The organism is Colwellia sp. MT41 (genome assembly GCF_001444365.1).
In the GTDB taxonomy this organism is placed as follows: Bacteria; Pseudomonadota; Gammaproteobacteria; order Enterobacterales; family Alteromonadaceae; genus Colwellia; species Colwellia marinimaniae.
Window position 1 is genome coordinate 4024170 of record NZ_CP013145.1, and the last position, 25449, is coordinate 4049618.

16 protein-coding genes are annotated in these 25449 nt (G+C 40.3%); 10 read left to right on the plus strand and 6 right to left on the minus strand.

Annotated features, from left to right (window positions below; all coding sequences use genetic code 11):
* Nucleotides 1-20: 20 nt before the first annotated feature.
* Nucleotides 21-1043 (minus strand): GlxA family transcriptional regulator, encoded by a 1023-nt coding sequence (locus CMT41_RS17055; RefSeq protein ID WP_058027938.1) that lies wholly within the window; start codon nt 1041-1043, stop codon nt 21-23.
* A 149-nt stretch (nt 1044-1192) separates the two neighbouring features.
* Between CMT41_RS17055 and CMT41_RS17060 the strand changes: the two genes are divergently transcribed.
* From CMT41_RS17060 to CMT41_RS17075, 4 genes are all read left to right on the plus strand, one after another.
* Nucleotides 1193-3088: a beta-ketoacyl synthase gene (locus tag CMT41_RS17060; protein WP_057183009.1), complete on the plus strand. Its 1896-nt coding sequence runs from the start codon at nt 1193-1195 to the stop codon at nt 3086-3088.
* A 163-nt stretch (nt 3089-3251) separates the two neighbouring features.
* Complete coding sequence (locus CMT41_RS17065; RefSeq protein WP_058027939.1) at nt 3252-4142, plus strand: DMT family transporter; 891 nt, start codon at nt 3252-3254, stop codon at nt 4140-4142.
* Nucleotides 4143-4699: 557 nt separating this feature from the next.
* Complete coding sequence (locus tag CMT41_RS17070; protein ID WP_058027940.1) at nt 4700-7678, plus strand: TonB-dependent receptor; 2979 nt, start codon at nt 4700-4702, stop codon at nt 7676-7678.
* 195 nt (nt 7679-7873) lie between these two features.
* Nucleotides 7874-9829, plus strand: coding sequence for a DNA topoisomerase III (locus CMT41_RS17075; protein ID WP_058027941.1), 1956 nt, complete (start codon nt 7874-7876; stop codon nt 9827-9829).
* 12 nt (nt 9830-9841) lie between these two features.
* On the opposite strand, the gene CMT41_RS17080 is transcribed toward CMT41_RS17075, so the two are convergent.
* Nucleotides 9842-10264, minus strand: a complete 423-nt coding sequence (locus CMT41_RS17080) for an SRPBCC family protein (protein ID WP_058027942.1) — start codon at nt 10262-10264, stop codon at nt 9842-9844.
* A 216-nt stretch (nt 10265-10480) separates the two neighbouring features.
* Between CMT41_RS17080 and CMT41_RS17085 the strand changes: the two genes are divergently transcribed.
* The 4 genes from CMT41_RS17085 to CMT41_RS17100 all read left to right on the plus strand — a co-directional run bounded on the left by CMT41_RS17085 (nt 10481) and on the right by CMT41_RS17100 (nt 14146).
* The gene (locus CMT41_RS17085) at nt 10481-10966 is read left to right on the plus strand and encodes a potassium channel family protein (RefSeq protein WP_058027943.1); all 486 of its coding nucleotides are present in this window, start codon (nt 10481-10483) and stop codon (nt 10964-10966) included.
* A 296-nt stretch (nt 10967-11262) separates the two neighbouring features.
* Complete coding sequence (locus CMT41_RS17090; RefSeq protein ID WP_057183021.1) at nt 11263-12009, plus strand: substrate-binding periplasmic protein; 747 nt, start codon at nt 11263-11265, stop codon at nt 12007-12009.
* 13 nt (nt 12010-12022) lie between these two features.
* Entirely contained in the window at nt 12023-13186 is a 1164-nt protein-coding gene (locus CMT41_RS17095; RefSeq protein WP_058027944.1) for a hypothetical protein, read from the plus strand.
* A gap of 102 nt (nt 13187-13288) precedes the next feature.
* Complete coding sequence (locus CMT41_RS17100; RefSeq protein WP_057183053.1) at nt 13289-14146, plus strand: PA4780 family RIO1-like protein kinase; 858 nt, start codon at nt 13289-13291, stop codon at nt 14144-14146.
* Between the two features lie 150 nt (nt 14147-14296).
* Here CMT41_RS17100 and CMT41_RS17105 read toward each other — a convergent pair whose 3' ends face one another.
* The 3 genes from CMT41_RS17105 to acnB form a co-directional block, all read right to left on the minus strand.
* On the minus strand, nt 14297-16390 hold the full coding sequence (locus CMT41_RS17105) for a S9 family peptidase (protein WP_058028271.1): 2094 nt from the start codon (nt 16388-16390) through the stop codon (nt 14297-14299).
* A 462-nt stretch (nt 16391-16852) separates the two neighbouring features.
* Complete coding sequence (trhO, locus tag CMT41_RS17110) at nt 16853-17884, minus strand: oxygen-dependent tRNA uridine(34) hydroxylase TrhO (RefSeq protein ID WP_082606602.1); 1032 nt, start codon at nt 17882-17884, stop codon at nt 16853-16855.
* 296 nt (nt 17885-18180) lie between these two features.
* A complete protein-coding gene (acnB, locus tag CMT41_RS17115) occupies nt 18181-20784 on the minus strand; it encodes a bifunctional aconitate hydratase 2/2-methylisocitrate dehydratase (RefSeq protein ID WP_058027945.1) in 2604 nt (867 codons plus the stop codon).
* Between the two features lie 482 nt (nt 20785-21266).
* Here acnB and CMT41_RS17120 point away from each other — a divergent pair, with 482 nt between their 5' ends.
* On the plus strand, nt 21267-24092 hold the full coding sequence (locus CMT41_RS17120; RefSeq protein ID WP_058027946.1) for a bifunctional aconitate hydratase 2/2-methylisocitrate dehydratase: 2826 nt from the start codon (nt 21267-21269) through the stop codon (nt 24090-24092).
* 120 nt (nt 24093-24212) lie between these two features.
* Here CMT41_RS17120 and CMT41_RS17125 read toward each other — a convergent pair whose 3' ends face one another.
* Nucleotides 24213-24593 (minus strand): hypothetical protein, encoded by a 381-nt coding sequence (locus tag CMT41_RS17125; RefSeq protein ID WP_083494318.1) that lies wholly within the window; start codon nt 24591-24593, stop codon nt 24213-24215.
* Between the two features lie 156 nt (nt 24594-24749).
* Here CMT41_RS17125 and CMT41_RS17130 point away from each other — a divergent pair, with 156 nt between their 5' ends.
* Nucleotides 24750-25388, plus strand: a complete 639-nt coding sequence (locus tag CMT41_RS17130; protein ID WP_057183061.1) for a DUF1326 domain-containing protein — start codon at nt 24750-24752, stop codon at nt 25386-25388.
* Nucleotides 25389-25449: the final 61 nt, after the last annotated feature.

The window sequence follows — 25449 nt, forward strand, 5'->3', positions numbered from 1 at the left end:
AGTTTTTTATCCCTTTAGGCTTAACTAAACAACTTTTTCCTTACCATGGCACGATAAACTTTTGGCGTTAAACTTAAATTCTGCTTAAACAAGCGAGTTAAGTGTCCTTGATCTTGATAACCAACCTGATCTGCTATTTCTTGTATGGTCAAATTGCTAGAGGCCAGTAATTCTTTAGCCGTTTCAATGCGTAATTGTTGCCAATATTGGGTGGCCCTAACACCCGTTGCGGCTTTAAATCGCCGCGTAAATGAACGTTGACTCATACCAAATTGTTCGGAAATTTCAGTTAAGGTTAATTCTGTATTTAAATGTGTGCGTAACCAAAATTGAATTTCGGCAATCAATTCATCGGCGTGTCTATCACCCGAACCTTCTAAATAACGCTGCTCTTCATAGGGCTTGCGTATTTCATGGGAAAAATTTCGTTCTACATTTTGTGCCGCGGCTTTACCATAATGCTGGGCAATTAAATGCACAATAATATCAGCCAAAGCATTTAAGCTCGCCGCACAATAAATGCCTTCCGATTGGGTAATAAAGAAATCCGGCTTTAAGTCTACTTGCGGATAATCACGTTTAAATTGCTCAACATAATGCCAATGGGTTGTCGCTGAGTGATTATCTAACAAGCCCGATTCTGCCAAAAAACACACACCAGTACCAACGCCAATTAATGTACTGCCCTGCTGCCAACAATGTTTTAGCCAAGCAATAAGTTTTTTATGATTTTTAAGCACAGGCCGAGGATTACGCCACAAACTCGGCACAATAATAATATCTGCTGGCACGGTGCTAACATTGGCTTCATGGTCAAGGGTGATATCAGCAATCATACTAATACCTGCACGTGACTTTATCTTTGCTGACGACTCACTCAAAAATTTTGTGTTAAGTTTTAACGCTGACTTATCATAACGTCGGGCAAAGGCCTCACCGGCAAGTAACATTTCAACAGGTAATGTTACACCTGTCGCTAAAACGTGAGGATAAATCAGCAAATGAACCATAAGATTTTCTGATTTAATGAGTCTATTAGGCATTTTTATCTCTCAATAACTTACTGTGGCCATTATTACATATTATATGGCCATTCTAACCTATTAAATTTTCAAAGAGTCATTAGAATAGTGAAGATATTAGGCATTATTATTCTTTTGCATTTATTCAAATTCTTTAAGTGGGTTATTAGATGGCACGTTTACCTTTAATTATTGGCATGGGCGGTATTAATGCCGCAGGACGCACCTCGTTTCATCAAGGCTTCCGTCGTATCGTCATCGACAAGTTAAATGCCCAAGCACGTCAAGAAACTTTTGTTGGCTTAGCAAGCTTAATGAATATCGTCAGCTATCAACAAGGCACTTTAGTGGATGTTGATGGTAATACAGTCGCACCTAGTGAGATAGAAGCCAAATTCGGCCAACAAATTCTTGCCGGTACCTTAATTCGTAAAATTGAGAAAAATCATTTTGATCCCGATGCAACCCATTGGCATCAAAAGATGAATATCAGCCCTACTGATAAATATATTTCCTTTGAGTTGCTCAAAAAAGAGTTACCTAAACCCGTACCAAGCTCATGGTTGCTGACTGATATCGGCGAGGCTAGAGTTGCGGTTAAGATTCCTGAGCAATTAACCATTACTCATGATGCCTATCGTGATAACCCCATTAAAGCCGCGGGACAGTTTCCAACAGGCTTTGACCCGGCAAAACTATATAAGAGCCGTTATCAACCGCGTGGTTTACAAGCGACCATCTTCGCTGCTACCGATGCCATTCGTTCAACCGGAATTGAATGGGATGCTATTTTAGACAAGATCAGTCCTGATGAAGTAGGTGTTTATTCGGCCTCGATCGCCGGCCAACTAAATGATGAGGGTTTGGGCGGTTTGATTAAAAGTCGTTTAACCGGCTCTCGCGTCAGTACTAAACAATTAGCCCTAGGGTTAAATACCATGTCTACCGATTTTATTAATGCCTATGTTATTGGTAATGTCGGTACCACATTTACCAGCTCTGGTGCTTGTGCAACATTTTTATATAACCTACGTGCGGCTGTTCATGACATGGCAGCTGGCCGTATACGCGTCGCTATTGTCGGTAGTAGTGAAGCGGCAATCACGCCAGAAGTCATTGAAGGCTTTGGTAATATGAGCGCGCTAGCCAACGAAGAGGGCTTAAAAAGACTAGACGGTACCGACACCGCCGATCATCGCCGCACCAGTCGTCCTTTTGGTAAAAATTGTGGTTTTACTATAGGTGAAGGTGCACAATTTGTTATCTTGATGGATGATGCTCTGGCTTTGGCTATGGGGGCAAAGGTACTGGCCTCAGTTGCCGATGTATTTATTAATGCTGATGGCTATAAAAAATCTATCACGGCGCCAGGTCCAGGTAACTATATAACGATGGCAAAATCGGTTGCTTTAGCCGAGCAAGTTTTAGGTAAAGAAGCACTGCAACAACGTAGCTTTATTCTTGCGCATGGCTCAAGTACGCCACAAAACCGCGTCACTGAATCTTTGATTTACCATAGAGTTGCTGAATGTTTTAATATCGAAAATTGGCCAGTAGCGGCACCCAAAGCCTATGTCGGCCATACACTAGGCCCAGCTAGTGGCGATCAAATGGCCATGGCATTAGGTGTTTTCAGTGATAATATTATGCCTGGCATTACCACCATTGATAAAGTTGCTGACGATGTGCATGACCAACACCTAAATATTGCCACTGAGCATTGGTATTGTCATGACATGGACATCGCTTTTATTAACTCAAAAGGTTTTGGCGGCAATAACGCCACGGCAACCATATTCTCGCCAAAAGTGACCCTAGCCATGATGGAAAAACGCTATGGCGCTGAGGCTATGCAAGAATATCAACAAAAGCTAATTAGCGTCGAACAAGCACAGCAAGTTTATCGAGATAATGCCAATAACGGTCAATTTGATTTGATTTATAAATTTGGCGAAGGCCTGATTAATGAGGATGACATTGAGCTAACGACTGATAAGATAAAATTCGCAGAATTTAAAAACAGTATTGCCTTACCGACTAAAAACCCTTTTGATGATATGGTTTAATAGCCTTAACGATTAAAGTGTTAGCTTGCCAATTTACTAAGCTAACATCTTGATTTTCACCTTTGCTATCGTGTTAACTATTTACTTAGCATCTAGTTAAAAATATAGAGCCGAGTCGCTAACTCCTCGCCACCGTTGCCAAAACAAAGACCAGGACAAATATATGACTCGGCTTAAAATCATCCTAATCACCATAATATCACTGTTAGCTTTTGCCGCTAATTCACTGATAACACGCTTTGCCTTAGAAAAAACCAACATAGATGAAGCCAGTTTCATTATGCTTAGAGTCGTTTCTGGCGCGCTATTCTTATGGCTATTTGTCACGATAAGAAATCATAAAACACCGCTTCAGTCAGGCAGCTGGCTCGCTGCTACTGCCCTATTCATTTATGCGGTTAGCTTCACTTATGGTTACGGTTTAATCGCCGCGGGTACAGGGGCATTATTACTGTTTGGCTCAGTACAAATAACCATGACACTTGTTGGTTATCGCGAAGGAGAACGGCTAAATAGAATACAATTAGTCGGTTTTGTACTTGCGCTTGTTGGCTTAGTGATATTAATGTTACCTGGTATAAGGGCACCGTCATTGAATGGTGCATTATTGATGTGTATTTCCGGTATTGCTTGGGGTATTTATACACTGCAAGGTCGAGGGGCAAGTGATCCCGCAGCAGCAACTGCAGGCAACTTTATCAAAGCAGCGCCAATGGCGATACTCTTATGGTTTATCGTTAACTTAACAACAACCAATGCCCTTAATCTCGACAGCATTAATTTAGTCGGGGCAGGTGCTCTTTGTGCCTTGCTATCAGGTATTGTCACTTCTGCTATAGGTTACATTATTTGGTATAGTGTATTGCCTGAACTCAAGGCTACTCAAGCCGCCATAGTGCAATTAAGTGTGCCTATATTGGTCACTCTCGCGGGGGCTATGTTACTTAATGAAGCTATTACCCTGCGTGTAATACTCGCATCCTTCGCTATCTTATCCGGCACCATTTTGGTACTCACATGCAAAAAAAATAAGTACAGCCTAATCAAAAAGTAATACCTTTCAAAATATCAGTTAAAATTCATCAGAGATAAATTCGTCTAATCATTATCGGTTTAAGCTAATTTTCCTGAACAACCATTATTTCATCACAGCACCTTGAATTGAAATTGCTCAACCACTCTGAAACATGCATCTTGAATGGTAACGGGTATAAGCTAGTCATCATTGCTGTATTAAATTTTGCATTAACCCAACAAATCAGCATTATATTCGAAATAATTCTAAGCTAAGAGTATTTTGTTCTTAGTACACTTTTTACACATGCAATTTATTCTCACCTTCCCTTGAGCAAGCAATTTTACTGATATTTTGTTAATGCAAAGTAACTTCTAGTCTAATTGTTATGCAACTTGTAATACTTTGCAATCATATACTTGTGGATAATATACAATATAACATATATAAGTGTAATTGTACTTCTGTGTTGTTCTATTAAAAGCACCTGCTACTGACGAGTAAAAAGTACAACGGGAGTTCGTCAGATTAAGGACTAAAACAAAAATAATATATAAAAACAAAACAATAGATTAAATTAAAACAGGTATAACAAAATGATCAAATCAAATTTTAAGGCACGTAGAACACTCGCGGCCATTGCCGTAGGTACGGCATTAATGATTTCAATGCCAAGCGCTATGGCGGATGCATTTAACGGTTCTTTAAAAGGTGTTGTTACTAACACAGATAACCAAGTAACTAAGGGTGCGGTTATTACACTGGTCCATAAAGGCAAAGGTGTTACCCGTACTATTACTACCAATGAAAAAGGTGAGTATTCTTTAAGAAAACTTCCCATTGGTGAGTACGAGATGACTATCGTTAAAGAGGGTTTTAACACCATTGAAAAGCATGACTTAATTGTTAAAGTTGGTGGCGCCGTTATATTTAATGGTGTTCTGTTATCAAGTGACAACACTGATGCAGACGTTGAACGTATTTCAGTAATTGGTTCAAGAATAACGCGTGTCGATTTAGATTCATCAACGGGTGGTATTACCCTTACCGCTGGCGAATTAGACAAAATGCCGGTTGAGTCAGGTTTTGAAGCTATGGCATTATTAGCGCCGGGTGCTACCAGCAACTCTGCATTTGGTGGCGCTAGTATCGGTGGTAGTTCTTCTGCTGAAAATGGTTATTACTTAAACGGCATTAACATTACGTCTATTAAAACAGGTATTGGTTCAATCTCAATGCCATGGGAAGCAATTGCGCAAACAGAAATCAAAACAGGCGGTATTGATCCTGAATTTGGTGGTGCTTTAGGTGGTATTATTAATGCGATTTCTAAATCAGGTTCAAATGATTTTGAATTTGGTGGTTATGCACGTGTAGATCCAAATGCAACACGCTCACAACATAATAATCTTTTACAAGCTGATGGTTCGCTTCAGGATGGAACAACAGCTCAAGATGAATCGACCTTTACCCGCTTTAATATTTGGGCAAGTGGTGCTTTCATTGAAGATACACTTTTCTTTTATGCTTTATATGAGCCACAAAAGACAAGCTACAAAAATGGATATAGTTCAAAGTTAAACGATGGTGAAACAACATCAGATCGTTATTTTGGTAAATTAGATTGGTTTATCAATGATAATCACTCTATTGAATTAACGACTATTGGTTTTGCTACGAAAGGAAAAGGTACTACCTTTAATAACGACGGTATAACTGGAGAAGTTGGCGCACAAAGTGCCACTTATACCTCACATTCTGGTGGCGATGTTTACGGCTTTAAATATACCGGTATTTTAACAGACGATCTTTCAATTGAAATGGTTGCTGGTCGTACAACGGATAATACCTACAATACGGTTAGCAATACTGACCCTCTTGTATGGTCAAATTTAACCGGTTCATGGCAACATGTCTCAGCTGAATCTGCAGCTACTGTTATAGACAGTAACTTTACCCGTGATCAAGTTCGCTTTGATGTAAACTGGATACTTGGTGATCATGATCTTCAATTTGGTTTAGATTATACCAATATTGCTGTAGATTATGCTGCACATCCAAATGGTGTAGCTGGTCGTGAAGGTTGGTGGGAGGTAACTTACGCTACGGGATCTGATTTCACAGGATTGCCTCAAGGAACAGCTTACGCTGACCAACGTATTCGTACCGATTTTACCGATTCAAATGTAACATCAACGGCTTTTTATGTACAAGATACCTGGAGCGTAACTGATCAGTTAGTATTAAACCTAGGTGTTCGTGTTTCAAATGTTTCAAATGAAATGACTGACGGCACAAAATACGTAGACGTTAAAGGGCAAATAGCACCTAGACTTCAAGCAATTTATGACCTGACCGGTGATGGTACTACTAAATTATTCGCAACATACGGACGTTACTTCCAACCTGTATCAGCAAATATGAACATTACTCAAGGTGGTTCTCGTCGTGATGTTCATGACTACTACCATATTGACCAACTTGATTCAAATGGCGAAATAGTTCTATTAGCCGATGGTTCTCCTTCTACTGGTGCACACATTAGTCAACGTGTAGTACAAGATGGCAGTACTGATGTAACAACCATTGTTAGCTCTAACTTAGAGTCTATGTACAATGATGAAATTACTATTGGTTTTGAGCAAGAGCTGATGGATGGTGACATGGTGTTCGGCATGCGTGGTATTTACCGTGATTTAGGTCGTTCAATTGAAGATACTGATTACTCTGCACCAATAGCGGCATACTTCGCTAAAAAGGGTATTACTGACGCTAGGATTCCTAGCTACGTGTTAGCTAACCCAGGTGAACCTTTGGAAATGACGTATGACTATGATGGTGATGGTACACTAGACACTATATACCTTTCAAAAGAAGACCTTGCTTTACCAGTAGCTAGCCGTCAATACGGTGCTGTAGAAACAACGTTATCTGGTGTTGCCGGTGATAGTTTCCACTACAATGCATCATACACGTGGTCTCATAGTTGGGGTAACACTGAAGGTTTAGTTAGAACAGATAATGGTCAGGCCGATCCAGGCTGGACAACTTCATACGATTACGCTGGTTTAATGGATCACGCAGATGGTAACTTACCAAATGATCGCCGTCATGCCTTCAAAATTAATGGTTACTATGACATCACTGAAGAACTAACAGTTGGTTTTAATGCTTCAGTGGCTTCTGGAATGCCAATTAACAAGTTTAGTGTACATCCTGACGGCGTAGATAGTTGTGCGGCGGGTTCAGTATGGGAAGATTGTATTAGTAAATACTATGGCCAAGCATCATTTTATGATGCAAATGGCAACCCAGCACCACGTGGTACTTCTGGTACAACAGACTGGACAACTATGCTTGATTTAAGTTTAGCCTATAACATTGATGTTGCTGGTGGTGATTTACAACTTAAAGCCACTGTTTATAATGTACTTGACTCTGACACCCAAACAAGTGTTGAACAGGAACATGCGATAAGTACAAACTCTGGTTTAGAAGTTAACCAAAACTGGGGCATGACAACTAGCCGTCAAACTGCTCGTTACATGAGTTTAGAAGTAAGTTACCGCTTTTAAAGTTAATACTTATTAAAGTAAAACTTATAAGTATTTAACTGATATAAACTGCATAAAACCAGTTTAACCGACACTCAATAATTGGGGATAGGTTAAACTGGTTTTTTATGTCAATTGAAAACAAAACTGTACATAAAGACAGTGTTCAATCTATAATCATAGTAACCTCTACACTTCATTAACGTTCATATACCATTGAAACTCTATATTGCCGAAAAACCTAGCTTAGGGCGCGCCATTGCTGCCGCATTACAACTCTCTATTAAGGGAAGACATAAAAACCATAGAACCCATATAGAGCTCGGTAATGGTGATGTGGTTAGTTGGTGTATCGGCCATATTTTAGCGCAAGCAGACCCTGAAGATTACGATGCGACATTAAAAAAATGGCGTATGGAAAGTTTACCGATAGTGCCTGAGCAATGGCAATTAAAACCCATTAGTCGTACCCGCTCGCAGCTTACTGTTTTACGTAAATTGGTAAAACAAGCCGATGAAATTATTCATGCTGGCGATCCTGACCGAGAAGGTCAATTACTGGTCGATGAAGTGATTGATTACTTCAACATATCAAAAAAGAAAAAATCTACGATTAAACGCCTGCTGATCAGCGATTTGAATTTACCTGCGGTGCAACGCGCACTTAAGTCACTAAAACCGAATAGTGACTTTATGCCCTTGTCTATTTCTGCTTTAGCCCGCTCTCGGGCTGATTGGCTTTATGGTATTAATCTAACCCGCGCTTATACCTTGCAAGGACAAAAAACTGGCTATAACTCGGTTTTATCGGTCGGCCGTGTACAAACGCCTTTATTAGGCTTAGTGGTCAGGCGTGAGCAAGAAATTGCCAAGTTCAACAGTAAAGCTTTTTATCAAGTACAAGCCCACCTTAGCTTGCAGGTAAATGAAGCCGTCAGTTTTACCGCTAAATGGCAACCCAGTGACAATTGTCAGCCTTATTGTGATGAAGAAGGCCGAGTATTGGTGAGGGCACTAGCGGAAAATGTTGTTAAACGTATTGATAACCAGCCAGCAACGGTCAGTAAGCTTGAGAGTAATGAAAAACAGCAAGCAGCGCCGTTACCCTTTAATTTGTCACAATTACAAATCAGCGCGGCCAAGCAGTTTTCTATGAATGCTAAGTTGGTACTTGATGTCTGCCAGACCTTGTATGAAAGACATAAACTGATTACCTACCCGCGCTCAGATTGTCGTTATTTGCCGAAAGAACAATTAAAACAAGCCAGAGGCATTGTTAATACCCTGGCGAAATCATCTTTACCTTGTAATAAACCAGCCCAAGGGGCTAATACCTCTTTGGTCAGTAAAGCGTGGAACGATAAAAAGATAACCGCCCACCATGCCATTATTCCTACCGAAAAATCACCGGAGAATATCAGCTTAAATACCTTTGAAAAAAATATCTATTTGATGATTGTCCGCCAGTATTTAGTGCAGTTTTACCCGGCATATATCTATCAGCAAACCAAGATCAGCCTTTTGATCGCCGGTGGGAATTTTGTTAGCCAAGCAAAAATAGAGAAACAACAAGGTTGGCAGGTACTTTTCCCGAAAAGTAAAAAAACGCAAGCAGCAGATGAGCAAGAACAAACCCTGCCACCTTTAACCAAAGGGCAAATATTACATTGCCAACAAGGCGAACTACTAGAGAAACACACTTCGCCGCCACAGTCTTTTACTGATGCGACCTTGCTTGCCGCGATGACAGGCATTTCCCGTTATGTCAGTGATCCTGCCATTAAAAAAGTATTAAAAGACACCGATGGCTTAGGTACAGATGCCACTCGCGCCGGCATTATTGATTTACTCTTTAAACGGGGATTTTTACAACGCCACGGCAAAGCTATTACCGCCACAGAAGTGGGCATAGCCTTAATTAACGCGCTACCTGAAATGGCTACCTTGCCTGATATGACAGCGCAGTGGGAAGCAACACTCACCGCGATTAGTGAAAAAAATGCCAGTTACTTAAGTTTTATGCAGCCCTTAACCAAGACGGTAACAGAAATGGTCCATGGCGCCAGTCAGCAATCTTTTGCCGGTTTACCCAAGGTGGCTTTTAAACCGAAGCGCGGTAAAGGTAACTTTAAGAAGAAAACGGCAAAGAAGCCCGCTAAAAAATCTGGTTAGCACTGAAGGTAACTAACTTAAGCTGCTTTTTAAAGCGCCAAGCAATGCGGTATAAATAGGGTCGCAAAACTCAATGACCTCACCCTCAGTAGATGAAGTAAAACTCGAGCTCCATTCAACTAAGGTACCAGTTGTACTTTCAGATAACTTCACCACACCTAAGTAATTATCTACTGCAGTCTTAGCTAGTGGGCCGGGTCCATCATCAACAGCATAAGAAAAAGTATAATTATTGTCATCTAGGCATACTAAGGTTTCATGAAAGGCATCATTTAGAATTCTTTTAGCACCTATGTCTGTGCCGCCAGTCTGACCCACTTTAACTAAGGAAGTGATCACGCCTTCCGCCCATGTCATATCATGAAAATCACGTATTTTTTGCCACACTGTGGCAACCGGTGTCGCAATTTCTATATTTTTATAACACTTACCCATGAGCCAACTCCTGTTAGTTTACCGCTTTAACGCTAAGTTTATGCGATAACAAAATAGTTGCCACTAAGGGCAGGATAAAATAGTCAGATTATAGCTTTCATACTATGCACGTCCTTAAATATTACTTTAGCGAACACTAAGCCATAGCCAAGTCTTCTCTATCGTCTCTGATTGTAATATCATCAAAATATTCTGATTAACCCCCTAGAGAACAAGATGATCATTTTGCAAAGTGCCATGGAAAAGAGCAACCTTTATAAAGTTGATGAGTTTGGCGTTAAAAACTATAACTATGGCGCCATAGGCATGCTGTCATTAACTTTGTTTGCTTTGCTTAATGCTGGCTTGGGTTATGTGACGTTTCTCGCTGAAACTAGCGTCGCCAACTCACCGGTGAAAAATTATGCGGACGCTCTTTGGTTAATGTTAATGTCATCAACGACCATAGGTTTTGGTGATGTTTATCCAATAACTTTTATTGGTAGAGCAGCTGTTTTTGTGATGTTTATTTTGGGTGTCGGCATTTTAGCTGGCGCTGGTGCAGTATTTGCCAATAAGATTTTTGGCTTTGCTGATACCAATATCAAAAATAGAGAGCTACGAAAGCAAAATGAACAAATTATGCAGCAGAATATGGCGATTCATGCCAAGCTAGAGCAGCTAGAAAAGAAGTTAGAATTTCTTAACCTGAATTCTGGATAATGAGTACTTTATGTTTAAGTAAAAACAACGACTTACGGTTATTAAGAATAAGATTTACAAGATTAGTCGCGATATACTCTATCAATGTTTCAATTTATTCCATTATCAAGGCAAAACGTTTATGAATAACGGGTTATTTATCGACGTTTTAACGCTGGGAATCGGATAAAGGGGAATATTGAGTAAGTGCTGCTTATCCAGAGTTCAGGTTATCTTAATAAATAGCACCGCTGTTAACCCTATTCTATCTCAGCTACTAACATTTAACTATCATCACTTTTTTTGCTGAATTCGTTATGAAATACTATGTCGTTATATTCAGTTTTTTTTGCCCTTTAGTACTTGCCGACGTTAGCGAACTTAGCGGTGAACTCAGAATTGCCACCTACCTCGAACCTCCCTTCGTCGATTTTGTCGATAATCAATTGGTTGGTCCAAACATAGAAATAGTAAAGTTATTAGCCAAGGCTCTCACACTAAAAGCGGTATTCGTACGTTGTCCATTTGCTCGTTGTTTGTCTATGACGAAACGCGGTCAAACGGATATGATATTAGGTTTAAGAAACTTACCTGAACGACAAAAGGACCTAATATTTATTGAACCGCCTTTATTGGTACAACGGCAACCATTGCGTTTTTTTACCTTGGCAACTAAAGAAATCGTCATAAATAATTTCGAGGATTTAAAAGATTTAATTGTCGGTACAATTCGTGGCGCCACCTATTACCCCCAGTTTGATAACAACCAAACAATAAACAAAGTAGAAATAACCTCCCGAGAACAATTAGTCAAGATGCTACTGAAAGGTCACATTGATGTTATTTTAGAGCGAGAAGAGTCAATCGTACCGCTACTCCCTAAAACTGAATATCTACAAAAAATTGCTTTGGCAAATTACCAGTACGATAAAACCGTCAACAGCTATATTGCACTTTCAAGACATTCAGCCAATAGTCGCTATGCGGCTTTATTATCACAACATTTAGCGGTTGCGATAGAAAATGGTACCATTGACAGTATAAGAGCTAAATACTCTCACTAAAAAAGAGTCTAGGATGACACGCACCACTACTTTATTGATCAGCATAATTACCATTATCTGTATTAGCGCAGTGATATTTTTTATCCGCTTAGTACCAAGTGATAAATCATCAGACATAGCGGTTACTCTACCGATTAAGTTAACCAGTGAGTCTAATGAGATTGAACCAGTATCGGCTTACAAAGCTAATAACAAAGAGATAGCCAAAGAGATCAATGAAGTATCTTTGCCGAGTATAAGAGAGGATGAAAATTATATCCTTGCTTGTCAAACCAGCGTTGATTACGAAGAAATATATAAAAACAATATTACAAAAGAAAAGCTCGACTATTATTATGATTATCTTGAAAAATCTAATACACCTGAGCATCAGCTCGCTTCTATTTTATTTACTTCAGATACTCAACAAGATTCAAAGTTAAAATTGCTGCACGATTATCTTGAAGCGTATCCCAATAATAAATTAGCCTTAATCGATTTAATTGGCCTTTGCTCTAACAATGTAGAGCATAGTGTTTGCAGTAACGTCTTATTCAACAGAGCCAGTCAAGTAGACGGTAACAATGGCGCACTTTGGCTACAAATAGCCAACTTTCATGCTGCCAGTGGTAATAAACAAGCAACCTTGAACGCTATCAACAAGGTAAATAAAGCAAGTAACTTTAATGACTATTATTATCAACACCTTGCGCTCTTCATGCGTGCCTCAAAAGGTACTTTAGATATCAGTGATAATTTAAGAGCTATTGCAAGTCTTGGTTATCATGGAGCAATAGCTATACATATTAGCGACATCACAAAGTTCTGTACTTCAACTGATAACTTGGCCAATAACAAAAAACACACATATTTGGTCTTAGGGAAAACCTTAGAAGAAAGCGGAACAAATCGAGTTCTTAATACCATAGGTCTAGCGATTCAAGAAGCAATTTATCAAACTGAAGGTAATGATGAGCTATCAACGAAAACCAAAGCTAGAAAAGCAGCCTTTCATGACCCTATTGAATCAGTGCTTTTTAACAAAGCTGGAGAGTTGATGATTAGAGATCCGAAATTATTTCAATATTGGCTGAGTAATGCCGTTAATTATGGTGAGGTTAAAGCGGCTAATATGCTGATAGAAGAAGCTATTTTACTATCAAAAAATAGACATTATAACCCTTGCTCAATCGAGTAACATATTGTGATAACAACTGCCAAATCTCAGCTAACTTTCAGCATCCAGCTCACAAACCAGCTTTTACTATCTTCCTTAACGCATCTAAGGTATAACAGCGCAATGAAAATTCCAAAGCGACTATTACCTCTCGTAGAAGAAGGTATAATTGATGAAGTGCTCAACCAATTAATGAGCGGTAAAGAAGCCACAGTTTACCGCGTTCGTTGCGGTGATGAAATTCGCTGCGCCAAAGTTTATAAAGAAGCTAACAAACGCAGCTTTAAAAAAGCGTCGCAATATACAGAAGGTCGAAAAAGCCGCAGTAGCCGACGCGCTAGAGCCATGGAAAAAGGCTCTAAGTACGGTAAGAGCCAACAAGAACAAGCTTGGCAAAATGCTGAAGTAGATGCCTTGTATACCCTTGCCGAACACGATGTGCGTGTACCGCAACCTTATGGCTGTTTTGATGGGGTGTTATTGATGGAGCTTATCACCGATGAAGAAGGAGATGTCGCACCACGACTAAATGATGTTGTTATGCCCGCTGAGCAAGCCATTGAAGATCATGCACTGATGATGATTTACATCATGCGCATGCTTTGTGCTGGTATAGTGCATGGTGATTTATCAGAATTTAATGTTTTAGTTGATGCTTATGGCCCTGTCATTATCGACTTACCACAAGCGGTTGATGCCTCGGCGAATAACAATGCCAAAGCGATGTTACTGCGTGATGTCAACAATATCACCAGCTATTACGCCGAGTTTGCCCCGACTCTAGCCTTAACTAAGTTTGCTGAAGAAATGTGGGCACTCTATGAAGCGGGTGAGTTAACGAATACCACCAAGTTAACCGGACAATTTGCCGAGGATACTCAAAACGCCGATGTTGAAACTGTGCTGGCAGAAATCCAAGCGGCTTTTGAGCAAGAGCAAGACCGACTGGCCTACCTTAAAGAGGCCGCAGAGCAAGAGTAATTAAAACCTAAGTTACTCTTCCAGATAACGCTTGTTTTAGCGCTACCTTTAGAAAATATTAGCTACTTTTTAACTATTAGTTCGAATGAAAAAGGCATATTAACCTAGGTTAATATGCCTTTTTGTTATATACACGTGACCATTCAGCCATTATTTCTTGGTATATTTTTCTAACCAGTTAAATACTTCCTCGTACCAAACCACTAAGTTATCAGGCTTACGAATATGATGATCTTCATCGGGGAACATCACTAAACGGCTATCAATACCTTTACGTTGCAAGGTAGTAAATGCCCCTAAGCTTTGTGCATACGGCACGCGGTAATCTAATTCACCTTGAATGACTAACATAGGTGTTTGCCAGTTATTCACATAAGCAGCAGGATTGAATTTTTCATAATCAGGACTTACCTTACCTTTATTACTACCCGTCTCTTTACCCCAAGAAGGGCCACCCATATCGTATTCTGGGAACCATAATTCTTCGGTAGTTTGATAAAAACTTGGCATGTCGTATAAACCAGCGTGATTGATCAAACATTTAAAACCGCTAGGCCAGTTGCCGGCAATCCAGTTCATCATATAACCACCGTAAGATGCCCCTAACGCACACGCATTATCACCATCTAACCAAGGTTGGTCTTTAACGATAAATTCCAAACCTTTTTGTAAGTCTTCTAATGGTTTACCACCCCAATCACGACTGATTGAATGAGTAAACTCTTGGCCATAACCAGTTGAACCGTGGAAATCGACCATCACTACACCATAACCCTGGGCTGCCCATAATTGCGCATTCCAGCGGTAATGGAACATATTACCAAAACTCCCTTGTGGGCCGCCGTGGACTAAAAAAGCAATAGGGTATTTTTTACCGGCTTCAAAATTAGCCGGCTTTAACCAGTAACCATAGACAGTTTCATCATGCCAACCTTTAAAGCTAAATTGCTTATAATCAGCAAAGTTAACATCAGCGAGTTTATCTTTATTAACAGCAGTGAGTTGCTTTAAATCATCGCCATGATTATCAATGGTAAAAATATCTTTTGGTGAGTTTAAGGTATGACGAGTAAAGTAAAGTTTGCTGCCATGGCTAGTTACATCACCGTTACTACCGACATTGTAAATTTTGCGCACTTCATCAAATTCAGGCGTAATAGAAAAAATACTCTTTTGACCAAGATCCTGGGCCACCACATACAAAGTCTTATTATCAGGTGCGAAAGCTAAGCTACTAATTGAGCGATCCCAATCACTGGCGACAGCACGAGTTTTACCCGTTCTGTTATCGCGAAGTTGTAAGGTAAATTTATCCGCTTCATAACCTGGTATTTTCATTGATTTATAAGCTAAGAAGCGACCATTGGCAGAATAAACTGGATTGGCATCCCACGCTTTGTTTTGTTCGGTAATATTTTTTAAGTTAAAAGCAGCTTGGCCTTTCGATAGTGCCACTTCAAAGATATCAAAGTTAGTAGTCCAAGCATGATCTTTAGCGGCAGCTTTACTGGAAGAGTCTTTCGCTGAAAATGCTAACGAGCTAGCATTTGGGTGAATAGTTACTTGACTGATACCAGCAAAATCACTTTGCCAGTTTGGCATTATATCTTGAGCGCTGTTAAGTAGACCGTCTTTACTTAGATGAGCAACAAATAAATGCTCTTTATAGGCTGTTGTCCAAACATCCCAGTGACGCACCATTAATTGTTCATAGGTGCGGATATTATATTTTTTCTCTTTATCAGCTTTTTTAGCCGCAACAGTACAAGCTAAGCTGTCACAACCTGGCTTAACGGTAAATGACAAAGCAAAGACTTGGCCATTTTTAGCTAACTTAAAACCGTTAATGGCTAATGGAAAGTCAGAGATTTGCTTGGCTTTATTGTCGTTTATGCCCTGTTGCCAAATTTGGCTACTACCACTACGTGCAGAGAGGAAGTACACCGATTGACCGTCATCAGCCCAAACCACATTACTTTCACTTTTCTCATGGTCGGTAAACTGGCTGACTTTGCCCGTGTTAACATCTTGTCGATAAAGATGATTGTCGCTAGCGCCTTTTTTCAAACCATAAATTAAAATATCTCCTTGAGGAGAAACACTAACATCATGTAATTTATTTAATTGATTTAGCTTTTCAACGGTAAAAACGTCGCTATTAGTGTGTGCAGTAGCGTTTACCGACATTGATAGTGATACGGATGCAGCGAGAGAAATTGCTGCCAGGGTAAATAATTTTTTCATTTTTAATCTCATGTAAAACAGCCTAGATTGTGAGTGCAGCCAGAATATACAATCTACCTTTGTTAAGCAATATGGTCGGTGACGGTTAGCGGTTTAACGTTGTAAACTAAAACCACCAATGGCTGACACTAATTACAGCGCAGCTAATATTTAGACCATAAAAAACGCCAGCTTGGTAATCAAGCTGGCGTTGCTATTGTTTTGTACCTTTCTGCTGAAAGCTTATTATTACTTAACCTGAACTCTGGATAATGAGTGCTTGATGGTTAAGTAAAAACAACGACTTACGGTTGTTAAGAACAAAATATACAAGATTAAGTAGCAATATACACTATCAATGTTTCAATTTATTCGATTATCAAGGCAAAACGTTTATGAATAACGGGTTATTTATCGACGTGTTAACGCTGCGAATCGGATAAAGGGGAATATTGAGCAAGTGCTGCTTATCCAGAGTTCAGGTTACTTAGCCGCTTGCTGCGCTTTTTTATCGCTTTTCTCTTGGCGGCGTTCTTCAATAAGGTTTTGAATATCACCACCAATATGGCTTTCACCACGTTGCTCAGCTAAAGAAATTTGACGCTGACGTTCCGCATAACGATTACGTTGCTGTTCAGTGACCTTGTCATGACAACGATGACAGCTTACGCCTTTAACATAATGCTCACCTTCTTTTTCCGCTTCAGTTAACGGAAAACGACAAGCAAAACATTGATCATATTGACCTTTTTCTAAGTCATGATTAACCGCGACCCGACCATCAAAAACAAAACACTCTCCTTGCCATAGAGTCTCGGTACTCGGCACTTCTTCAAGATACTTTAAGATGCCGCCTTCAAGGTGATAAACCTCTTCAAAACCTTGCTCTTTTAAATACGCGGTTGATTTTTCACAGCGAATACCACCAGTACAATACATGGCAACTTTCTTGTGTTTGTTTTTATCTAAGTTGTTCTTCACATACTCAGGAAACTCACGAAAAGTTTCGGTATTTGGGTTAATAGCATTTTTAAAAGCACCAATTTCGATTTCATAATCGTTACGGGTATCAACCAACAGCACATCTGGATCAGAAATTAAGGCATTCCAATCTTTTGGTTTTACGTAAGTACCGACCACGTGATTTGGATCAATACCCTCAACCCCCATGGTGACGATTTCTTTTTTCAACTTCACTTTAGTGCGGTGAAATGGATTTTCTTCACTATACGATTCTTTATGAGAGATGTTATCTAAACCGGGCTGCTTGCCTAAAAAATCCAGTACGGTATCAATACCCACTTGAGGGCCAGCAATCGTACCGTTGATGCCTTCGGCTGCTAATAACAAGGTACCTTTGACCTCAACACTGGCCATTTTATTGGCTAATGGTTCACGTAATGCCTCAAAGTCCGCTAAACGCACAAACTTGTATAGTGCACAAATAGTAAAGGCATCACTTTTTTCTGCGGTAGCTGTGGTAGCTGTCGATAAATGGTTTGCTGATGAACTCATGGTTTCTCCATTGAACTAGCTGGAACGTAAATCCAGTGCTGTAGATTAAATTTTTAAATCAATAATAAACGTAAGCTTGGTCACGTTTTTAGGGAGGCGTATTTTAGCAGATAGTAGGTGATTTTACATGGTTAAATTTCAATCAAAAAAAAACAACAACCAAAAACAAAAAACGCCGCTTTAAGCGACGTTTAAATATAAAAGCATTGCTAACTTAACGCTAAGTTGATCGGCTTTAGAGCAAAGAGCACGCACGGTGTAGCTATTAAGTCGATAAGCGACCAGTTAATGACAAATTAGGCTTCTACTTGCAGGATAACCTTATCCGCTTTACTGGTATAGTTTTCCATCTTATCGAAGTTTAAGTATCTGTAGGTATCCGCAGCAGTCGCATCAATTTTTCTTGCATAGTCAAAGTATTCTGCTGGTGTTGGTAATCTACCTAAAATTGCACTTACCGCAGTTAATTCAGCGGAAGCCAAATAAACATTAGCCCCATTACCTAAACGGTTGGGGAAGTTACGCGTTGAGGTAGAAACAACAGTAGACTTATCAGCAACACGCGCTTGGTTGCCCATACATAAAGAACAACCTGGTGTTTCAATACGCACACCAGCTTTACCATAAATGGCATAATAACCCTCGTCAGTAAGTTGATCTCTATCCATTTTAGTGGGTGGTGCAACCCACATACGGGTAGATAAGGTACCACCACTCTCTTCCATGAAAGCTTCCAGTAATTTACCCGCTGCACGGAAATGACCAATGTTAGTCATACATGAACCGAGGAATACTTCATCAATGGCGGTGTTCTCAACGGCTGATAGGAACTTGGCATCATCAGGGTCATTTGGACAACAAACGATAGGCTCTTTAATATCGGCTAAATCAATTTCAAGGATAAATGCATATTCCGCATCCTTATCGGCAGACATCAATGCTGGCTTGACTAACCACTCTTGCATGCCTTTAATACGACGAGTAATAGTACGGACATCGCCATAACCCTCACTGATCATCCACTTCAACATGACAATATTAGAGTTTAAGTATTCAGTAACGGCTTCTTCTTCAAGTTTAATAGAACAACCTGCAGCAGAGCGCTCCGCAGAAGCATCCGAAAGTTCAAAGGCTTGCTCAACCGTCAAACCTTTAAGACCTTCAATCTCCAAGATACGACCAGAGAATTCATTCACTTTGCCCGTTTTTTCTACCGTTAAGTAACCTGCTTTGATACCGTAATAAGGTATGGCATGTACTAAGTCACGTAAAGTAATACCCGGTTGCATTTTACCGTTAAAACGTACTAAGAAAGATTCAGGCATATCAAGCGGCATAACACCCGTTGCCGCGGCAAAAGCCACTAAACCAGAACCCGCAGGGAAAGAAATACCTAAGGGGAACCGGGTATGAGAATCGCCACCAGTGCCGACAGTATCTGGTAATAACATCCGATTTAACCAAGAATGAATAACGCCATCACCTGGGCGAAGTGACACACCACCACGATTCATCATGAAATCAGGTAAGGTATGGTGAGTAATAACATCAATCGGCTTAGGATAAGCAGAAGTATGACAGAAAGACTGCATCACTAAATCGGCAGAAAAACCTAAACAAGCTAAATCTTTCAGCTCATCACGAGTCATAGGGCCGGTAGTATCTTGTGAGCCTACGGTAGTCATTTTCGGTTCACAGTATTGACCAGGTCGAACACCGTCAAGACCACAAGCTTTACCGACCATTTTCTGTGCTAAGGTATAACCCTTAGTAGACGTTGCTGGCTCAACGGGTTTCTTAAATATATCTGTTGCTGCTAAACCTAGTGCTGCACGCGCACGCGACGTTAAACCACGCCCAATGATGAGTGGAATACGACCACCAGCACGAACTTCGTCTAATAATACTGGGCTCAGCTCAAAGGTAGAGATAACTATCCCCGCAGCATTCTTAACAACACCTTGGTATGGATAAATGTCAATAACATCACCCATGTTCATGGCTTGCACGTCTAATTCAATCGGTAATGCGCCTGAATCTTCCATGGTGTTATAGAAAATAGGGGCGATTTTACCGCCGAGACAAACACCGCCAGCACGTTTATTCGGGATATAGGGAATGTCATCACCCATATACCATAATACTGAATTAGTCGCCGACTTACGTGATGAGCCAGTACCAACCACATCACCAACATAAGCGAGTTGCATACCATCTTTTTGTAACGCTTGAATTTGCGCGATTGGGCCAACGTGGCCCTCTTTATCTGGATGAATACCATCACGAGCAATTTTAAGCATGGCTTTCGCATGTAAGGGAATATCGGGACGAGACCAAGCATCTGGTGCTGGCGATAAATCATCGGTATTGGTTTCACCGGTAACTTTAAATACTTTAACGGTAATTTTTGTCGCTACTTTATTTTTTGAGGTAAACCACTCAGCATCAGCCCAAGATTGCATAACTTGCTTAGCCGCCGCATTGCCCGCTTCAGCTTTTTCTTGTACATCATGGAAAGCATCAAACATTAATAAAGTATGTGATAAACCTTTAGCCGCTGTTGCCGATAATAGCTCGCTGTCTAATAAGTCAATCATAGCTTGAATGTTGTAACCACCTAACATGGTGCCTAGTAATTCAGTGGCTTTTTTAGCTGTTAATATCGGTGAGTTTGTTTCACCTTTAGCAATAGCTGTTAAGAATCCCGCCTTAACATAAGCAGCATCATCAACACCGGCTGGGATACGATTGCTTAATAAATCAATTAAAAAGGCTTCTTCCCCGTCTGGTGGATTTTTAACTAGTTCGACTAAGGCTGCTGTTTGTTCAGCGTCTAAAGCTTTAGGGTCGATATTTAAAGCTGCACGTTCCGCTACGTGATTACGATATTCTTGAAGCACGACATTCACCTTTGATAGGGATACTTACTACCCATCGGACTAATTAAGTATCCGAGATTAAAAATTATCGATACCTTACTGCTAATACGTGTTTAAAGTTAAAGAGCAGCAAGGAAAAATTACTATATACCCAAACTAATAGCTTGCGTACAAATGACTATATACCCGTTCTCCGGCAAGGTGCCTGTTCAGCAGCACCTTGAAGTTGAACGGGTATATCACTAAATATAGACGATAATTAATCTAAACATGTGCCAAGAAACTTGCTCATTTCACTTTATCATATAAAAATATTTACTAGCAAAGTGGTATAACCACTATAACTATATCCACTACCAACTATAACTAACATGAATAGTGCTTATTTAAGCAAATGATTAGTAGTACATAGAAAATCAGGTAAAATAGAGATAAAATTTGTCCCTGCTAGTTACTATTAATTAGCAAATATTATTAGCATCTATTGCCTGAGAGAGTAGCGAATGAGTTTGTATATAGAGTACCTTAAAGAAATTGACAGTCGTAAAAAAGATCTAGCATTGGCTCCTTTGCCAATTGATGGCGCGGAGTTATTATCTGAGATTATTGCTCAAATTAAAGATGTCGCCAATGAGCATCGTGAAGATTCACTTAACTTCTTCATCTATAACACTTTACCAGGCACAACAAGTGCTGCAGGGGTAAAAGCGACTTTCCTAAAAGAAATCATCTTAGGCGAATCTGTACTAGCAGAAATTACCCCTACCTATGCTTTTGAATTGTTGTCTCACATGAAAGGCGGCCCTTCAATTGATGTACTGCTTGATTTAGCGCTTCTTGATCCAACACTGCCTGATAACGCAGCAGTATCAAAACCCGCAGCTGAAGTATTAAAAACTCAAGTATTTCTATACGACGCTGATACCGCTCGTCTGGCAACCGCGTTTAAAGCGGGCAATGTTATTGCCAAAGATATTCTTGAAAGCTACGCAAAAGCTGAGTTTTTCACTAAGCTGCCAGAAATAGCAGAAAAGATTGAAATCGTTACTTATATTGCCGGTGAAGGTGACATATCAACTGACTTACTTTCTCCTGGTCATCAAGCTCACTCTCGTGCTGACCGTGAATTGCACGGCCAGTGTTTGATCACGCCAGAAGCGCAAGCAGAAATACAAGCATTACAAGTTAAGCACCCTAACGCTAAAGTGATGCTTATTGCAGAAAAAGGCACCATGGGTGTTGGTTCTTCTCGTATGTCTGGTGTTAACAACGTGGCACTGATAGCGGGTAAAAAAGCCAGCCCATACGTACCTTTTATTAACATTGCCCCGGTTGTTGCCGGTACCAACGGTATCGCTCCTATCTTCCTAACCACAGTTGATGTCACTGGCGGTATTGGTCTTGACCTTAAAAACTGGGTTAAGAAAGTAGATGCCACTGGCAACAATGTTGTTGACGATAATGGCGATGCAGTGCTAGAAGAAGCTTACTCGGTAGCTACGGGTACTGTATTAACTATCGATACTAAAGCACAGAAGTTATATAACGGTGATAAAGAATTAGTTGACGTATCTTCAGCATTCACTCCACAAAAAGTGGAATTTATGAAAGCAGGTGGTTCTTACGCGGTTACATTCGGTAAGAAATTACAAACATTTTCGGCAGAAACTTTGGGCGTTGAAGCGCCTGCTGTTTACGCAGCATCTAAAGAGATCTCACATGAAGGTCAAGGTTTAACTGCTGTTGAAAAAATATTTAACCGTAACGCAGTTGGTGTTGCTTCAGAAACTCCATTACATGCAGGCTCGAATGTTCGCGTGACAGTAAACATTATTGGCTCTCAAGATACTACCGGTCCAATGACATGCCAAGAGTTAGAAGCGATGGCTGCTTCTACTATTTCGCCACTCGTTGACGGTGCTTACCAGTCTGGTTGTCACACCGCATCGGTATGGGATGACAAAGCAAAAGCGAACATTCCTAAATTGATGAGCTTTATGAATAAATTTGGTCTTGTCACGGCTCGTGATCCTAAAGGCGCTTACCTGCCGATGACAGATGTTATTCATAAAGTATTGAATGATATTACTGTCGACGACCGCGCTATCATCATCGGTGGTGATTCGCATACTCGTATGTCTAAAGGCGTCGCGTTTGGTGCCGACTCAGGTACAGTGGCGATTGCATTAGCAACGGGTGAAGCGGCTATGCCAATCCCTGAATCAGTTAAAGTTACTTTTAAAGGTCACATGCAAGACCATGTTGATTTCCGTGATGTCGTGCACGCGACACAAATGCAAATGCTTAAGCAATTTGGTGGCGAGAATGTCTTCCAAGGTCGGGTGATTGAAGTACACATTGGTACTTTATTAGCTGACCAAGCATTCACTTTTACCGATTGGTCGGCAGAGATGAAAGCAAAAGCCTCTATCTGTATTTCTGAAGATGACACCTTAGTGCAATCACTTGAACTCGCTAAGAATCGTATTCAGATTATGATCAATAAAGGTATGGATAACCAAGCGAAAACACTTAACGGTTTAATTGCTATCGCTGACAAACGTATCGATGGCATCAAATCAGGCACTAGCCCTGCATTAGCACCAGATGATACCGCTAAGTATTACGCAGAAGTGGTGGTTGATTTAGATGCTATTGACGAACCTATGATTGCTGATCCTGACGTAAACAATGAAGATGTTTCAAAACGTTATACCCATGATGCAATTAGACCTGTTTCATACTATAAAGGCAGCAAAAAAGTAGATTTAGGTTTTGTTGGTTCTTGTATGGTTCATAAAGGTGACATGCAAATCATTGCACAAATGTTGCGCAACATGGAGGCGCAAGGTCAGAAGATTGAATTTAAAGCACCATTAGTGGTCGCGCCACCAACATACAACATTGTTGATGAGCTCAAAGCTGAAGGTGACTGGGAAATTTTACAAAAGTATTCCGGTTTTGAATTCGATGATGCACATCCAAAAGGTGCGGCTCGTACTAAGTACGAAAACATCATGTACCTTGAACGCCCAGGTTGTAACTTATGTATGGGTAACCAAGAGAAAGCTGAACCAGGCGATACAGTAATTGCTACGTCGACACGTTTATTCCAAGGTCGTGTGGTAGCAGATACTGCAGAGAAAAAAGGTGAATCATTACTGGGTTCAACGCCGCTAGTTGTGCTGGCAACTATGCTGGGTCGCTTCCCTACCCTTGAAGAGTATAAAAGTGCGGTAGAAGGTATTAACTTAACTAAGTTCACGCCACCGACACATGAGATGACCACTAAGTTCACCGTTGAAGCTGTGCCAATTAAACTAGTCTAGTTCCTTACTAGGAGCTAGCTAGCAGCTCTATTTTAATAGCTCAAAAGAATAAAGCAGGAGGGTTACTTATAGTAAGTAACCCTCCTTTTTTTGCCTAGATATTATTACCGCTTGGACGCATTAATTACTTAATGGACACTCAAGCTTAGCGGTTAAGTTAGGCATAATTAAATTGGGCGAAGCGCGCGAATAATCAAAGCTTTCCACCCCGGTAATTAACTCCAGCTTGTAACCATAAGTACCACAAATTAAGTAACTACGGCGTAATAAAAAAGCAGATAAACGTTCAAAACTGACTTTATTATTTGGCATAACTTCTAGCCGATAATGATTATCATCAAATTGAGTTTTTTTAAATTGCAGCTGGTGATCAAAATCCCACTGTGATTGCGCTTGCCCCAAAGGCACATCACTCGCGCTAGTAGCACAGCCTGGCAGTAAAAAAACAACCGACATCAGTATGATACTTTTACACATTAGCTTGACCATTAAACTGTTCATAGTCATTTCTTCTTATTGAGTTGTTAGTGTTAGCTTAGCATAAATCGTTCTTGGCTAAGTACTTCAGCTCAATGACTTTACTACATCCATAAACGAAATTGCACGAAAAACAAACTATAATAACAACTTGTGTATTAACTTTTTACGGTGGTTCTCATGTCCAGTGAAAAATCTAATGAAAACGTTTGGTCGCTCGCTATGCACCAAATTGAATGCTGTAATTGTAGTCACGGCTGTGGTTGTCAGTTCTCCGGTTTTCCTGATAGTGAGTCCGGCAGTTGTGAAGCATTACTTGGTTTTTATGTTAAAAACGGTCATTTAGACAGTTTAGATCTGAGCGGAATAAAAGTTGTTTTTGCTGCGGCTTGGCCAAAAGCGATTCATCAAGGTGATGGTAAAGCTTTGTTATTTATCGACTCTGCCGCATCTACTGAACAAGTTGCTGCTATTGGTGGTATTTTTTCCGGTCAGTTTGGCGGCATGCCCTTTGAAGCGTTAGCGGGGACATTCTCGGAGATGGAAGGACCCATAGTAGTAAAAATCGACATGAAAACGGATGATAAACACGCCAGTTTTAGCATTGCTGACGTGCTTGCAGTAGAACAGACACCCTTGATAAATCCAATGAATGGCGAAGATCAAAATGTCCATATAACTTACCCTGATGGTGGTTTCTTTTGGAATGATGGCATCATAGGCACCAGTAAAACCATGTCAATCAAACATAATATGCTGTCGTTTGAGCATGTCGGTGGCTTTGCCGCCAAAGCCGAAGTGAATTGGGCTAATAGCTAGTATCGTGATAAGGGCAAGCTTGCACAGGTTACGAGCAACTCATTTGATAAAACACTGGCCA

Coding starts and splice junctions, on each gene's coding strand:
- CMT41_RS17055 (WP_058027938.1), bottom strand. CDS start 1,043: ATGCCTAATAGACTCATTAAATCAGAAAATCTTATGGTTCATTTGCTG.
- CMT41_RS17060 (WP_057183009.1), top strand. CDS start 1,193: ATGGCACGTTTACCTTTAATTATTGGCATGGGCGGTATTAATGCCGCA.
- CMT41_RS17065 (WP_058027939.1), top strand. CDS start 3,252: ATGACTCGGCTTAAAATCATCCTAATCACCATAATATCACTGTTAGCT.
- CMT41_RS17070 (WP_058027940.1), top strand. CDS start 4,700: ATGATCAAATCAAATTTTAAGGCACGTAGAACACTCGCGGCCATTGCC.
- CMT41_RS17080 (WP_058027942.1), bottom strand. CDS start 10,264: ATGGGTAAGTGTTATAAAAATATAGAAATTGCGACACCGGTTGCCACA.
- CMT41_RS17085 (WP_058027943.1), top strand. CDS start 10,481: ATGATCATTTTGCAAAGTGCCATGGAAAAGAGCAACCTTTATAAAGTT.
- CMT41_RS17090 (WP_057183021.1), top strand. CDS start 11,263: ATGAAATACTATGTCGTTATATTCAGTTTTTTTTGCCCTTTAGTACTT.
- CMT41_RS17095 (WP_058027944.1), top strand. CDS start 12,023: ATGACACGCACCACTACTTTATTGATCAGCATAATTACCATTATCTGT.
- CMT41_RS17100 (WP_057183053.1), top strand. CDS start 13,289: ATGAAAATTCCAAAGCGACTATTACCTCTCGTAGAAGAAGGTATAATT.
- CMT41_RS17105 (WP_058028271.1), bottom strand. CDS start 16,390: ATGAAAAAATTATTTACCCTGGCAGCAATTTCTCTCGCTGCATCCGTA.
- trhO (WP_082606602.1), bottom strand. CDS start 17,884: ATGAGTTCATCAGCAAACCATTTATCGACAGCTACCACAGCTACCGCA.
- CMT41_RS17120 (WP_058027946.1), top strand. CDS start 21,267: ATGAGTTTGTATATAGAGTACCTTAAAGAAATTGACAGTCGTAAAAAA.
- CMT41_RS17125 (WP_083494318.1), bottom strand. CDS start 24,593: ATGAACAGTTTAATGGTCAAGCTAATGTGTAAAAGTATCATACTGATG.
- CMT41_RS17130 (WP_057183061.1), top strand. CDS start 24,750: ATGTCCAGTGAAAAATCTAATGAAAACGTTTGGTCGCTCGCTATGCAC.